The 12941-nt window shown below is 72.8% G+C and carries 11 protein-coding genes; 9 read left to right on the top strand and 2 right to left on the bottom strand.

Features of this window, described 5'->3' with window-relative positions:
* Nucleotides 1–46: 46 nt before the first annotated feature.
* Nucleotides 47–1408 carry an ABC transporter substrate-binding protein gene (locus ACZCAH_RS03305; protein WP_464339702.1) on the top strand — a complete coding sequence of 454 codons (1362 nt, stop codon included), beginning with the start codon at nt 47–49 and terminating at the stop codon, nt 1406–1408.
* 27 nt (nt 1409–1435) lie between these two features.
* On the opposite strand, the gene ACZCAH_RS03300 is transcribed toward ACZCAH_RS03305, so the two are convergent.
* The gene (locus ACZCAH_RS03300) at nt 1436–1912 is read right to left on the bottom strand and encodes a PaaI family thioesterase (protein ID WP_464339701.1); all 477 of its coding nucleotides are present in this window, start codon (nt 1910–1912) and stop codon (nt 1436–1438) included.
* A gap of 92 nt (nt 1913–2004) precedes the next feature.
* Between ACZCAH_RS03300 and polA the strand changes: the two genes are divergently transcribed.
* From polA to aroD, 7 genes are all read left to right on the top strand, one after another.
* Nucleotides 2005–4716 carry a DNA polymerase I gene (gene polA / locus ACZCAH_RS03295; protein WP_464339700.1) on the top strand — a complete coding sequence of 904 codons (2712 nt, stop codon included), beginning with the start codon at nt 2005–2007 and terminating at the stop codon, nt 4714–4716.
* Between the two features lie 258 nt (nt 4717–4974).
* Nucleotides 4975–6459, top strand: a complete 1485-nt coding sequence (gene rpsA / locus ACZCAH_RS03290) for a 30S ribosomal protein S1 (RefSeq protein ID WP_329746790.1) — start codon at nt 4975–4977, stop codon at nt 6457–6459.
* Nucleotides 6460–6574: 115 nt separating this feature from the next.
* Nucleotides 6575–7405 (top strand): HAD-IIA family hydrolase, encoded by an 831-nt coding sequence (locus ACZCAH_RS03285; protein ID WP_464339699.1) that lies wholly within the window; start codon nt 6575–6577, stop codon nt 7403–7405.
* Between the two features lie 91 nt (nt 7406–7496).
* Nucleotides 7497–8735, top strand: a complete 1239-nt coding sequence (aroC, locus tag ACZCAH_RS03280) for a chorismate synthase (protein ID WP_464339698.1) — start codon at nt 7497–7499, stop codon at nt 8733–8735.
* Nucleotides 8732–9271, top strand: a complete 540-nt coding sequence (locus ACZCAH_RS03275; RefSeq protein ID WP_464339697.1) for a shikimate kinase — start codon at nt 8732–8734, stop codon at nt 9269–9271. The genes aroC and ACZCAH_RS03275 overlap by 4 nt, the downstream gene beginning before the upstream one ends.
* Entirely contained in the window at nt 9268–10350 is a 1083-nt protein-coding gene (gene aroB / locus ACZCAH_RS03270) for a 3-dehydroquinate synthase (protein ID WP_464339696.1), read from the top strand. Before ACZCAH_RS03275 ends, aroB begins: the two co-directional genes overlap by 4 nt.
* 5 nt (nt 10351–10355) lie before the next feature.
* Entirely contained in the window at nt 10356–11222 is an 867-nt protein-coding gene (gene aroD / locus ACZCAH_RS03265; RefSeq protein ID WP_464339695.1) for a type I 3-dehydroquinate dehydratase, read from the top strand.
* An 83-nt stretch (nt 11223–11305) separates the two neighbouring features.
* Here the strand turns inward: aroD and ACZCAH_RS03260 are convergent, their stop codons facing one another.
* Nucleotides 11306–12199: a trimeric intracellular cation channel family protein gene (locus tag ACZCAH_RS03260; RefSeq protein ID WP_329746784.1), complete on the bottom strand. Its 894-nt coding sequence runs from the start codon at nt 12197–12199 to the stop codon at nt 11306–11308.
* A gap of 78 nt (nt 12200–12277) precedes the next feature.
* On the opposite strand from ACZCAH_RS03260, the gene coaE reads away from it, so the two are divergent.
* A complete protein-coding gene (coaE, locus tag ACZCAH_RS03255) occupies nt 12278–12913 on the top strand; it encodes a dephospho-CoA kinase (RefSeq protein WP_464339694.1) in 636 nt (211 codons plus the stop codon).
* Nucleotides 12914–12941: the final 28 nt, after the last annotated feature.

Genomic DNA, 12941 nt, shown 5'->3' with positions numbered 1-12941 from the left:
ACGGGGGCGTCGAACGGGCGAGACGACGGACGGGGGAGATCTCGACATGGGCATGTCGCGGCGCACGATGGTGCAGGGCCTGGGGGCGGGGATCCTCGGTGCGGGACTGCTGAGCGCCTGCGGCACCGGGGGCATCCGCCGCGGCCGCGGGCGTCGGCCCACCACGACGGCGCCGACGGGCGACGCGCTCGCGGAGCCGGGCACCGCGCTGACCCTCGGGTCGATCGGGGCGAGCTTCGGCCGCTCGGCGCCCTTCGAGAACGCGATCTCCCTCGCGATCCATGAGGCGTGGATCGATGTCAACGCCGAGTGGAAGGGCCTCTTCGGCCAGGACGTCGGCCTCGTGGACCGGCATGTCGTCACGGAGCCCGGCGCGGATCTCAGCGAGGTCATCGAGGGACTCGCCGAGGCCGGGGTGACGGCCTGTATCACCTCGGTGGATGAGGAGACGCTGGTCGCCGCGATCCCCGCCTTCGTCGCCGCGGGCATCGCCGTGATCGACGTGTTCAGCTCGGGGATGAGCGTCCGCGCCCCGGAGGTCGAGACCTCCGGCATGCTCGCCCGGTTGTGCCCGAACGACAAGGCCCTCGCGGCCTACTACGCCGAGCAGTCCTGGGCCGTCTCCGGCGACCGGGCCGGAGCCCCCGGAACCGTCGCCTACGTCTCCGAGGACTCGGCGCAGGGGCGCAGCCTCCTGTTCGAGCTCACCCAGGTGCTCGGGCCGACGGGCGGCAAGGTGGTCCTCGAGCACTTCCACGCCGCGGGCGATCTGGGCGACCTGAACGCGCTGGTCGCCTCCGTGCTGGAGACCCCGCCGGCCCTGCTCATCGTCAACGGCGGCCCGGAGACGGGGCCGTTCCTCTCCGCGCTGCACACGGCGACCCTCGACGGCGGACAGCGGCCCACCGTCGAGATCGCGGCCCAGCTCTCCCCGGCCGCGAGCGTCGACTACGCCGAGGCGGACTTGGCGGCCGAGTGCCTCTCCCGGGCGAAGGGCCTCGAACCGGGGGGCGAGTACAGCGTCCGCCACGTCAACATGATGCTCAACGTCGATCCGGGGCTCTACGACACCGGGTACGCCTACTCCCAGCAGGCCTATGACGGGTTCGTGATCGCGGCGCTGGCCGCCCAAGACGCGCTCTCCGTCGAGGGCACGGCGATCGCCGCCTCGATCCCGCGGGTGCTCACCGGCTCGGGGGAGTGCAACGACTACGGGGAGTGCCGCACGGTACTGCGCGATGCCCTGGCGGCGGGGGCCAAGGAGTCGATCACCTATGTGGGCCGGTCGGGTCCCCTCGAGCTGGGTTCGGACCGCGATCCGCGGGTCGGCGACTTCCGCCACTACGCCTGGAACGACGCCAACGAGCTGGAGTTCGACGGGGCGGACGGCTACGAGCTGGAGGGCTGAGCGACTCGCGGGCCCTTCACCGGACCCTCAGCGGGGCGGCAGCAGCATGGTCGAGACGGTCACGGTGCTCAGCAACGTCCCCGCCTCGTCGTGCACGTCGACGAGGTAGGTCGCGACCTGGCGGCCCCCGTGGCGCAGGGACGCGGTCGCGGTGACCAGCCCCTCGCGAGCGCTGCGGTGATGCACCGCGGAGACCGAGGTGCCCACGGCCTGGGCGCCCTCGCCGTGGACCTCGCGCGCCCGCAGGATCGCCGCGAAGGAGGCGATCGACTCGGCCAGCGCGATCGTGGCCCCGCCGTGGAGCAGGCCCGCGGGCTGGATGTTCCCCGCGACCGGCATGGTCATGATCCCGCCCGCGGAGGAGAGCTCCACCAGCTCCATCTGGCAGCGCTCGAGCAGGGTGCCGCGAGTGATCGGGCCGACGAGGGCGGCGAGCTCCTCGCCGCGCAACCGATCAGTGCCGGGAGTACCGGGGCTGCCGGAGGTATCGGGGTGCTGGTGCATGGGGCGAGCCTGCCACATCCTCGGGACACCCTCCCGGGGACCCTCGCCCCGGGGAGCGGCGCGGGGGATCGTCCCGTGCGAGACTGCTCCCCATGAGTGCGAGCGCCCCCAGCGACCAGCGGATCCTCCTCATCGACGGGCATGCGATGGCGTTCCGCGCCTTCTTCGCCCTGCCGGCCGACGGCTTCAGCGACGGGCGCGGTCAGGCCACCAACGCCGTCTACGGCTTCACCCGGATGATCATCAACGTCGTCGCCGCGGAGCGGCCCACGCACGTGGCGGTCGCCTTCGACCTGCCCGGCGGGACCTTCCGCGACCGCATCTACGACCAGTACAAGGGCGGTCGGGAGGTGACCCCGCCCGAGTTCCACGGTCAGATCGGGCTCATCCAGCAGGTCCTCGACGCGCTCGGGGTGCGCTGGCTGACCTACGAGGACTACGAGGCCGACGACATCATCGCGACCCTCGCCACGAGGGCCGCCGCGGACGGCCACGAGGCGCTCATCGTCACGAGCGACCGGGACTCGATCCAGCTGGTGGGGGAGCGGGTGACGCTCCTGCAGCCGGTCAAGGGCGTCACCGAGATGCGCCGGATGACCCCCGCCGCCGTCGAAGAGAAGTACGGCATCCCGCCGGAGCGCTATCCCGACCTCGCCGCGCTCGTGGGCGAGGCCGCGGACAACCTGCCGGGCGTGCCCGGCGTCGGCCCCAAGACCGCCGCGAAGTGGATCCTCGCCCACGGCGATCTCCCCGGTGTGCTCGCCCATGCCGACGAGATCACGGGCAAGGCCGGGGAGAACCTGCGCGCCCATCGGGAGGACGTCGAGCGCAACCGGCGTATGAACGCCGCCGTGCTCGATCTCGACCTCCCCGCCGACCCCGAGCACTACACCCTGGGGCGCGGCGACGGCGCCGCCCTGCAGAAGGTGTTCGACGAGCTCGCCTTCGGTCCCACGATCCGCGCCGACGTCCCCGACGTCTTCCTCGATGCGGACGGCTACGGCGAGCAGGAGGCGGAGGCGGACCTCGAGGTGTCCGTCGTGAGCACCGCGGCGGAGCTCACGGACGCCCTCGGACAGTCGCCGGCGCTGCTCGCGCTCGACCTGGCCGACGATGTGCGCGGCGGCCCGTTGCTGGGTCTGGCCACCCCCGAGCGCGCGGTCGGGCTGCGCCTGTCCGCCCTGGACGAGGAGGCCACCGCTGTCCTCGTCCGGCTGCTCGAGGACACCCCGCGGATCGAGGTCGCCGGGGCCCAGGCGGCTCTCGCCTTCCTCGGCGAGCACGGGCACCGGCTGGGGGAGGGGAGGCACGACCTCGCCCTCGAGGCCTTCGTCCTGCGCCCCGGGGCCCGCACCTACGACGCGGAGACCCTCGCCGCCGAGCACGCCGGCGTGACCTTCGAGCCGCGGCCGCGCAAGCCCGCACAGGCCACCCTCGCCAAGGAGTCCGCCGAGGCCCGGGAGGAGCACGTGGTGCGCGCTGCCGAGCGCCTCGCCCGCTCCGCCGCGGCGCTGCTCACCGTCGCCGAGCGCCTCGCCGACCAGCTGACGGCGCAGCCCTGGGCCGCGAAGATCCTGCACGAGCTCGAGCTGCCGCTCCAGCGCAGTCTGGTGAGCATGCACGAGCGGGGCATCGCCCTGGATCTCGAGCGCCTCGCTGCCCTGCAGTCCGAGTTCGAGGGCTTCGTCGCTCAGGCCAAGCGGGAGGCCGGCGCGATCGTCGGCGAGGAGGTCAACCTCGCCTCGCCGAAGCAGCTGCAGACGGTCCTCTTCGACACCCTCGCCATGCCCCGCACCCGGAAGATCGCCTCGGGCTTCTCGACGGACGCCGAATCCCTCGCGGATCTCCAGGACAAGGTCGAGCCGGGCTCCTCCGGCTACGACTTCCTCTCCTGGCTGCTGCGCTTCCGCGAGATGAGCAAGCTGACCGGCTACCTGGTGGGCCTCGACGCGGCCGTGGACCACGGCTCCCGCGTGCACACGACCTTCCTGCAGACCGCCGCCGCCACCGGTCGCCTGGCCTCGACCGATCCGAACCTGCAGAACATCCCGGTGCGCACCCACGAGGGGCAGCGCATCCGCGAGATCTTCGTCCCGGGCGAGGGCTACGCGGACCTGATGACGGCGGACTACTCGCAGATCGAGATGCGCATCATGGCGCACCTCTCCGAGGACGCGGGCCTCATCGAGGCCTTCAACTCGGGGGAGGATCTCCACCGCTTCGTCGCCTCGCGGGTCTTCGACGTCGCCCCCGAGGACGTCGACGCCGAGATGCGCTCGAAGACGAAGGCCGTCAGCTACGGCCTCGCCTACGGGCTCAGCGCCTTCGGCCTGGCTCGGCAGTTGCGCATCTCCCAGGGCGAGGCGACGGCGCTGCGGGACGGCTACTTCGAGCGCTTCGGCGGGGTGCGCGACTACCTGCGGGCGAGCGTCGAGAGGGCCCGCGAGACCGGGTACACCGAGACCATCCTGGGGCGACGCCGCTACCTGCCCGACCTCACCTCGGACAACCGCCAGCGCCGCGAGAACGCCGAGCGGGTCGCGCTGAACTCCCCGATCCAGGGCAGCGCTGCGGACATCATCAAGCTCGCCATGCTGCGCGTCGACGAGCTCCTCGCGGACTCCGCGCTCAGCTCCCGCGTGCTGCTCCAGGTCCACGACGAGCTCGTGCTCGAGGTCGCCGCCGGCGAGGAGCAGGAGCTGCGGGCGCTGGTGGCCCGCGGCATGGGCGAGGCCTACGAGCTGTCGGTCCCGCTCGAGGTCGGGATCGGCGTCGGCCCCTCCTGGCTAGCGGCCGCCCACTGAGCCGCGCCGCCGCGCCCCGGGGGAGCGAGGTCACATCCCGCAGCGGAGCCCCGAGCCCCGCGGACCCTCGCATCGGCGCGCCCCGGCTGATAGGCTTCTGAAGGTCTGTGCGCAGGCGGCCGTCTTGAGCAGTTCGGTGGTCGTCGACGCGTGCGGATGCCCCGCCCGGGCGCGCGCCGCGATCTGTCGGCGATCTCCGGCGAGGTTGCACGTCCACCGTACCTACTCGATTCCTGTCCCGACGGAGTTCCTACCTACATGACCGACACCACGACCCCCCAGATCGCCATCAACGACATCGGCGGCGCCGACGAACTCATGGCCGCCATCGATGCCACCATCAAGTACTTCAACGATGGCGACATCGTCGAGGGCACCGTGGTGAAGGTCGATCACGACGAGGTCCTCCTGGACATCGGCTACAAGACCGAGGGCGTCATCCCCTCGCGCGAGCTGTCCATCAAGCACGACGTCGACCCCGGTGAGGTCGTCGAGGTCGGCGACGAGATCGAGGCCCTCGTCCTCCAGAAGGAGGACAAGGAGGGTCGCCTGATCCTGTCCAAGAAGCGCGCCCAGTACGAGCGCGCCTGGGGCACGATCGAGCAGATCAAGGAAGACGAGGGCGTCGTCACCGGTCGCGTCATCGAGGTCGTCAAGGGCGGCCTCATCGTCGACATCGGCCTGCGCGGCTTCCTCCCGGCCTCCCTCGTGGAGATGCGCCGCGTCCGCGACCTGCAGCCGTACGTCGGCCAGGAGATCGAGGCGAAGATCATCGAGCTCGACAAGAACCGCAACAACGTGGTCCTGTCGCGCCGCGCCTACCTCGAGGAGACCCAGTCCGCGGTCCGCTCGGACTTCCTGCAGACCCTGCAGAAGGGCCAGGTCCGCGAGGGCAACGTGTCCTCCATCGTCAACTTCGGCGCTTTCGTCGATCTCGGCGGCGTCGACGGCCTGGTGCACGTCTCCGAGCTGTCCTGGAAGCACATCGACCACCCGTCCGAGGTCGTCGAGGTCGGTCAGCACGTCAAGGTCGAGGTCCTGGACGTCGACATGGACCGCGAGCGCGTCTCCCTGTCGCTGAAGGCGACCCAGGAGGACCCGTGGCAGCTGTTCGCCCGCACCCACGCCATCGGCGAGGTCGTGCCCGGCAAGGTCACCAAGCTGGTCCCCTTCGGCGCCTTCGTGCGTGTCGAGGACGGCATCGAGGGCCTCGTCCACATCTCCGAGCTGGCCCAGCGCCACGTCGACCTGCCCGAGCAGGTCGTCACGGTCGACCAGGACGTCTTCGTCAAGGTCATCGACATCGACCTCGAGCGTCGCCGTATCTCGCTGTCCCTCAAGCAGGCCAACGAGGGCGTGGACCCGGAGGGCGACGACTCGACCTTCGACCCCGCGCTCTACGGCATGGCGGCCGAGTACGACGCCAACGGCGAGTACAAGTTCCCCGAGGGCTTCGACCCGGAGACCAACGAGTGGCTCGAGGGCTACGACACCCAGCGCGAGGAGTGGGAGGCCCAGTACGCGGCCGCCTACGAGCGCTGGACCGCCCACAAGACCCAGGTCGCCGAGGCCATCAAGGCCGACGAGGAGTCCGCGAACGCCCCGGCCGCCGCGAGCACCTCCAGCACCCCGGAGTCGGCTCCGTCCTCGCAGACCTCGTACCAGTCGAGCTCTTCCGACGAGGGCACCCTGGCCTCCGACGAGGCCCTGGCCGCCCTGCGCGCCAAGCTCACCGGCAACTGATCACCCGCTGATCACCCGGCTCGGAAGGCCCGGTCCCCGCAGGGGGCCGGGCCTTCCGGCTGTCCGGGAACGGGACGGGTTGGGTGCGCCGCCCCGCCCGGGGCACACTGGGAGCATGTTCACCGCTCTCGAGGACCACCCGATCCACACTTGGCTGACCGACATGGACGGCGTGCTCGTGCACGAGGAGTCCGCCCTGCCCGGCGCCGCCGACTTCATCGCTGCGCTGCAGCAGTTCGGACGCCCCTTCCTCGTGCTCACCAACAACTCGATCTTCACGCCGCGGGACCTGAGGGCCCGGCTGGCGCGTTCCGGGATCGAGCTGCCCGAGGAGGCGATCTGGACCAGCGCCCTCGCCACCGCCCGCTTCCTCGCCGAGCAGGCGCCCGGCTCGTCCGCCTACGTGATCGGCGAGGCAGGGCTCACCAGCGCCATGCACGAGGAGGGCTTCATCCTCGCGGACACCGATGTCGAGTTCGTGGTGCTGGGGGAGACCCGCACCTACTCCTTCGAGGCGATCACCCGGGCGATCCGTCTCGTGCGCGGCGGGGCGAAGTTCATCGCGACAAACCCCGATGTCACCGGTCCCAGCTCCGAGGGACCGCTCCCGGCGACCGGTGCGGTCGCCGCGATGATCACCGCGGCGACGGGCACCCAGCCGTACTACGTGGGCAAGCCGAACCCGCTCATGATGCGCACGGCGCTGAACCGCATCGGCGCCCATTCGGAGACCTCCGTGATGATCGGGGACCGCATGGACACCGACGTGAAGTCCGGGCTCGAGGCCGGCATGCGGTCGGTGCTGGTCCTGACCGGCTCCACCCGCGAGGACGAGATCACCCAGTACCCGTACCGGCCCACCGCCGTGCTGGGCGGCATCTCGGACGTGGTGCCGCTGGTCGAGCGGCTGACCCCGCCGGAGTCAGTGGAGCTGGACGAGGACTGACGCTTCCTGACGCGGCGTGGCGTCGGCCGGCGGGTCGTCCTCACCTGGACGTCCGCGTCCCGGTCGGACGGCCCGTGAGAGAATCGTGGCCATGTTGCGCTGGCTCACGGCCGGGGAATCCCACGGCCCCTCCCTCATCTCCCTGCTCGATGGCGTCCCCGCCGGGATCGAGCTGACCAGTGACGATCTGCGCGAGGTGCTCGCCCGGCGCCGTCTCGGCCACGGTCGCGGCAGCCGCCAGAAGTTCGAGCAGGACGTGGTGAGCATCCACGGTGGCCTGCGGCACGGGCGCACCCTCGGATCTCCGCTCGCGATCGAGATCGCGAACTCGGAGTGGCCGAAGTGGGAGAAGGTCATGAGCGCCGACCCCGTCGAGCGGGACGATCTCCTCGTCGACGCCGGTACTGGGGACGAGCGCGAGATCGCCCGCAACCGGCCCCTGACCCGGCCCCGCCCCGGTCATGCGGACCTCTCCGGCATGCTGAAGTACGGCTTCGACGACGCGCGTCCGGTGCTCGAGCGCGCGAGCGCCCGCGAGACCGCCGCCCGGGTGGTCGCGGGCCGGGTCGCCGCGGCGCTCCTCGAGCAGGCCGCCGGCATCCGCCTGGTCTCGCACACCCTTTCCGTCGGCTCCGTGCGCGTCCCCGGGGACGCCCCGCTGCCCACCCCCGAGGACGCCGCCGCGCTCGATGCGGACCCGCTGCGCTGCTTCCACCCGGAGACCTCCGCGACGATGGTCGCCGAGGTCGATGCGGCTAAGGCCGATGCCGACACCCTCGGCGGCGTCGTCGAGGTCATCGCCTACGGCGTGCCCGTCGGCCTGGGCTCCCACACCCAGTGGGACCGCAAGCTGGACGGCCGCCTGGCCCAGGCGGTCATGTCGATCCAGGCGATGAAGGGCGTGGAGATCGGGGACGGTTTCGCGACCGCGGCACGCCGCGGATCCGCCGCGCACGACGAGATCCTGATCGCCTCGGAGTCCGGGCAGTACCCGCGCGTGACGAACCGCGCCGGCGGACTCGAGGGCGGGATGAGCAACGGCCAGGTGATCCGGGTCCGCGGCGCGCTCAAGCCCATCTCGACGGTGCCCCGCGCCCTGCGCACGGTCGACGTGGCGACGGGCGCCGAGGCCACGGCGAATCATCAGCGCTCGGACGTCTGCGCCGTCGCGCCCGCCGCTGTGATCGCCGAGGCCGTGGTCGCGCTGACCCTCGCGGACGCCCTGCTGGAGAAGGTCGGCGGGGACAGCGTCGAGGAGATCCGCGCCCACCTCGAGCGCACCGTCGAGCTGCAGTCCCGTCTCCCGGGCGGAGCGGACACCGCCTCGTGAGCGGGCCGCTAGTCATCCTGATGGGACCCATGGCGGCGGGCAAGACCAGCGTCGGCCGCGCCCTCGCCGCCCGGCTCGGCGTCGCCTTCTGCGATCTCGACGCGCTGATCGTCACGGCCGCGGGCCGGCCGATCCCGGAGATCTTCGCCGCCGACGGGGAGGAGGGCTTCCGCGAGCTCGAGGCGGAGGTCCTCGCCCGCGCCCTCGAGGAGGAGACGGGGGTGCTCGCCCTCGGCGGCGGGGCGCCGATGCGGAGCGAGTCGGGGGAGAGGCTGCGCGGCCGCCGCGTGGTGCTGCTTGAGGTCGACGAGGCCATCGCCGCCCGCCGCATCGCGCGCGGCGCAGGACGCCCGATGCTGTCGGGGGACGACCCGATGGAGAGCTGGCGCCGGCTCGCCGAGGAGCGCGGACCCGTCTACCGCGACCTCGCCGCGCTGCGCATCGACGCCGGATCCGGCCCCCCAGCGCGCGTCGCGCGCCAGATCATGGACGAGCTGGGGCTGCGGGCCGCCGGCGCCGAGGAGGAGACCGCATGAGCACCACCACCATCCCCGTGACCACCCCCACCGGCGGCTACGACGTGCTCGTCGGCCGCGGCCTGCTCGCCGAGGTGCCGACCCTGATACCCGAGCGCGCCCGGCGCGTGGTGATCGTCCACCAGCCGAGCCTGCGCCAGGTCGCCGACGAGCTGCGCGAGGCGATCATCGCGACCGGCCGCGAGGCCTTCGCCGCGGAGATCCCCGACGGCGAGGAGGCCAAGACGGCCCAGGTCGCGGGATTCCTGTGGGGCGTGTGCGGGCAGGCGGAGATCGGCCGCGGCGACCTCGTGATCGGTCTCGGCGGCGGCGCCGCCACGGACCTCGCGGGTTTCGTCGCGGCGTCCTGGCTGCGCGGCATCGACGTGCTGCAGGTTCCGACCACGGTCGCGGCCATGGTCGACGCGGCCGTCGGCGGGAAGACCGGCATCAACACCTCCGAGGGCAAGAATCTCGTCGGGGCGTTCCACCCGCCGATCGCCGTGGTCGCCGATCTCGACGTGCTCGCCGGCCTCGGCGCGCACGACGTCGCGGCGGGCCTCGCCGAGGCCGTGAAGGCCGGATTCATCGCCGACACCGAGATCCTCTCGCTCGTCGAGCAGGATCCCGACGCGGTGCGCGACACCGGCAGCGACGCCTTCCGCGAGGTGATCGAGCGGGCGATCCGGGTCAAGGCGCGCGTCGTCTCCGCGGACCTCACGGAGGCGGGCGAGAGGGAGATCCTCAACTACGGCCACACCCTCGGGCACGCGATCGAGCGCAACGAGCGTTACCAGTGGCGGCACGGCGCGGCGGTCTCCGTCGGGATGATGTTCGCGGCCGAGCTCTCCCACCTCGCCGGCAAGCTCTCCGAGGCCGAGGTCGACCGCCACCGCACGATCCTCACCTCCCTCGGCCTGCCCGTCACCTACCGCGATCGGCAGTGGCCGAAGCTCGAGGACGCCATGAAGCGGGACAAGAAGACCCGCGCCGGAGTGCTGCGTTTCGTCGTGCTGGACCGGATCGGGAAGGTCTCACGCCTCGAGGGCCCGGACCCGGCGCTGCTGCTCGCGGCCTACGCCGCGGTGACGGAGGACTGAGCGGCGTGACCGCCCATGACGAGGTACCGTTCTCGGACCGATCCGCCGCGCCGGCTGACGCGGCGGGGGGCCCGGATCCGCGGCGGCGCACCGTCACCGTGCGTGGGATCGAGCTGGGCCGGGGCCGCCCCGAGGTGATCGTGCCGCTCGTCGGCGACCACCTCGACGCGCTCCTCGGCCAGGCCGCCGCCGCGGTCGGGGCCCCTGCCCGGATCGTCGAGTGGCGCCTCGACCGCTTCCGCCCCGACCTCGGGGACCCGGCGGAGCACCGCGTCGCCGTGCTCGCCGCCCTCGCCCCGCTGCGCGCCGCCCTCGGCCCGGACCGGGCGCTCCTGGTCACCTTCCGCACCGCCGCCGAGGGCGGACCGCGCCCGATCGCCGATCACGACCTCGGGGAGCTCCTCCTCGCGCTGATCACGGGCCGGCCCGCCGGGACCCAGTCCGCGGTAGACCTCGTCGACGTCGAGACCGCGCGGGACGGCGCGATGGTCGCCCGCGTGATCGAGGCGGCGCGCCGCAACGGCATCGCCGTCGTCGGCTCGTTCCACGACATGGAGGCGACGCCCACCCGGGAGCGGATCGTCGAGATCCTGCGCGGGCAGCGCGAGCTCGGCGCGGACGTGCCGAAGATCGCGGTCACCCCGCGGAGCCCGATGGACGTGCTGACCCTCCTCGCGGCGAGCCTCGCCGTGGCCGGGGACCGCCGCGGTCCGCACCTCGCGATCAGCATGGGCACGCTCGGCGCCGCGAGCCGCGTCGCCGCGGAGACGTTCGGCAGCGCCGCGACATTCGCGACGGTCGGGGAGGCCTCGGCGCCCGGTCAGCTCGACGCGGTCGACGTCGCGCGGATGCTCGAGCTGCTGCGTCCCTGAGGGCGTCGCGCGCGGCGGCGCCCCGCGACGATCCCGCGGCGCCCCGCGCGGCGGCCAGGCTCCCCGCGCCGTGCCCCGGCGCGTCAGCGCGCCGCGGCGGTCCCGGGGTCCCGGCCGTGGCGCTGCTCGTGCTCGATCGTGCCGGGTAGAGCCTCCGCCTCCGGGAAGACCCGCTCCTCGAAGTAGTGCGCATCGCGGTCCTCGGCCGCGCTGTCCTCGGCGAGGTCGTCGTGGTCCACGTCGACGACCGGGATCGCGCCGGTCTCGAGCGCCACCCGCTCCCGCTCGTCCTTGCGGGTGCGGCGCACGAGCCGCTTGAGCTGGGTCGCGGACAGGGTCACCTGCCATTCCTGATGGGCCGGCAGCGACCAGCGGCGCCAGGCCGCGACTCCGGCGAGCAGCGAGCCCGCGGCGACGGCGATCAGCACCGTGGGGGAGGGGAGGCCGAGGGCCAGCACCAGCCAGGTCATCACCGCGGTGACGAGCGCCCCGGTCGCGTACAGGGGGCCGCCGCCGAAGATCTGGGGGATCCGCCCCACGAGGACGTCGCGGATCACGCCGCCGCCGACGGCGCTCGTGACCCCGAGCAGGATCGCGGGCAGCACGTCGAGGCCGTAGCCGAGGGACTTCGCCGTGCCGGTCGCCGCCCACAGCCCCATCGCCGCGATGTCGAGCACCGTCACCAGGCGGCGCCACCACGGGCCGTCGGCGTGGATGAGGAAGGTGAACATCGCGCCTGCGAGGGCGCACGCGAGGTACCAGGGGCCGTCGAAGGCGGCGGGGGTGCCGTAGTCGAGGATCAGGTCGCGCACGAGCCCGCCGCCGAGGCCGGCGACGATCCCGATGACCGCGAAGCCGACCGCGTCGAAGTTCAGCCGCGAGGCGATCGCTCCGGCCGCCACGCCCATCACGAACACGCCCACGAGGTCCAGCACACGGAGGAAGTCGTTGGTCACGAGCAGCTGCAGAGGATCCACCCGAGCACCGTACGACCTGGGGCGCCAGCCGGGAAACAGCTCGTGACGGCTCTGACGCGCTAGCCCTACGATCGGGTCATGGACCCCGCATCGCCCCGCGTCCGCATCGGCCTCACCGGCGGCATCGGCTCCGGCAAGTCCACGGTCGCCGCGCTCTGGCGCGGCGCCGGGCTGCGCGTGATCGACCTCGACGCGCACTCCCGCGCGGTGCTCGACATGCCCGGGGACGGCGTCGAGGAGGCGATCGCGCGGTTCGGTGAGGAGCTGCGCAACCCGGCAGGCACGATCGACCGCGCCGCGATGGCGCGGATCGTCTTCGCCGATGGCGCGGCCCGCGCCGACCTCGAGCGGATCGTGCTCTCTCGCGTCGACGAGGCGGTCGCCCGCGAGGAGGCCGACGCCGCCACGGCGGGGGAGCGGATCGTCGTGCACGACAGCCCGCTGCTGCTCGAGAAGGCGCAGGACGCCGCGGGCACCTACGCCGCGGTGGTCGCGGTGCTCGCCCGGCGCGAGGACCGCATCGCGCGGGTGATCCGCGACCGCGGCAGGGACCGCGCCTACGTCGAGTCGATCATGGCCGCGCAGGTCACCGATCTCGAGCGGATCCGGCGCGCGGACCGGCTGATCCTCAACACATCGGGCCGCACGGAGCTCGCCGACCGTGCGGACCTCGCGCTCGAGGCGGTGCGCACGCTCCTGGACCGACGCCGCTGAGCGCGGCCCGTCGGCCCTGAGCGGACAG

The organism is Brachybacterium sp. B718/18, assembly GCF_055454375.1.
This window is presented reverse-complemented; position numbering and strand designations above follow the sequence as displayed.

Bases quoted from the DNA above. Each gene is read 5' to 3' on its own strand.
- ACZCAH_RS03305 (WP_464339702.1), top strand. From the start codon at position 47: ATGGGCATGTCGCGGCGCACGATGGTGCAGGGCCTGGGGGCGGGGATC.
- ACZCAH_RS03300 (WP_464339701.1), bottom strand. From the start codon at position 1,912: ATGCACCAGCACCCCGATACCTCCGGCAGCCCCGGTACTCCCGGCACT.
- polA (WP_464339700.1), top strand. From the start codon at position 2,005: ATGAGTGCGAGCGCCCCCAGCGACCAGCGGATCCTCCTCATCGACGGG.
- rpsA (WP_329746790.1), top strand. From the start codon at position 4,975: ATGACCGACACCACGACCCCCCAGATCGCCATCAACGACATCGGCGGC.
- ACZCAH_RS03285 (WP_464339699.1), top strand. From the start codon at position 6,575: ATGTTCACCGCTCTCGAGGACCACCCGATCCACACTTGGCTGACCGAC.
- aroC (WP_464339698.1), top strand. From the start codon at position 7,497: ATGTTGCGCTGGCTCACGGCCGGGGAATCCCACGGCCCCTCCCTCATC.
- aroB (WP_464339696.1), top strand. From the start codon at position 9,268: ATGAGCACCACCACCATCCCCGTGACCACCCCCACCGGCGGCTACGAC.
- coaE (WP_464339694.1), top strand. From the start codon at position 12,278: ATGGACCCCGCATCGCCCCGCGTCCGCATCGGCCTCACCGGCGGCATC.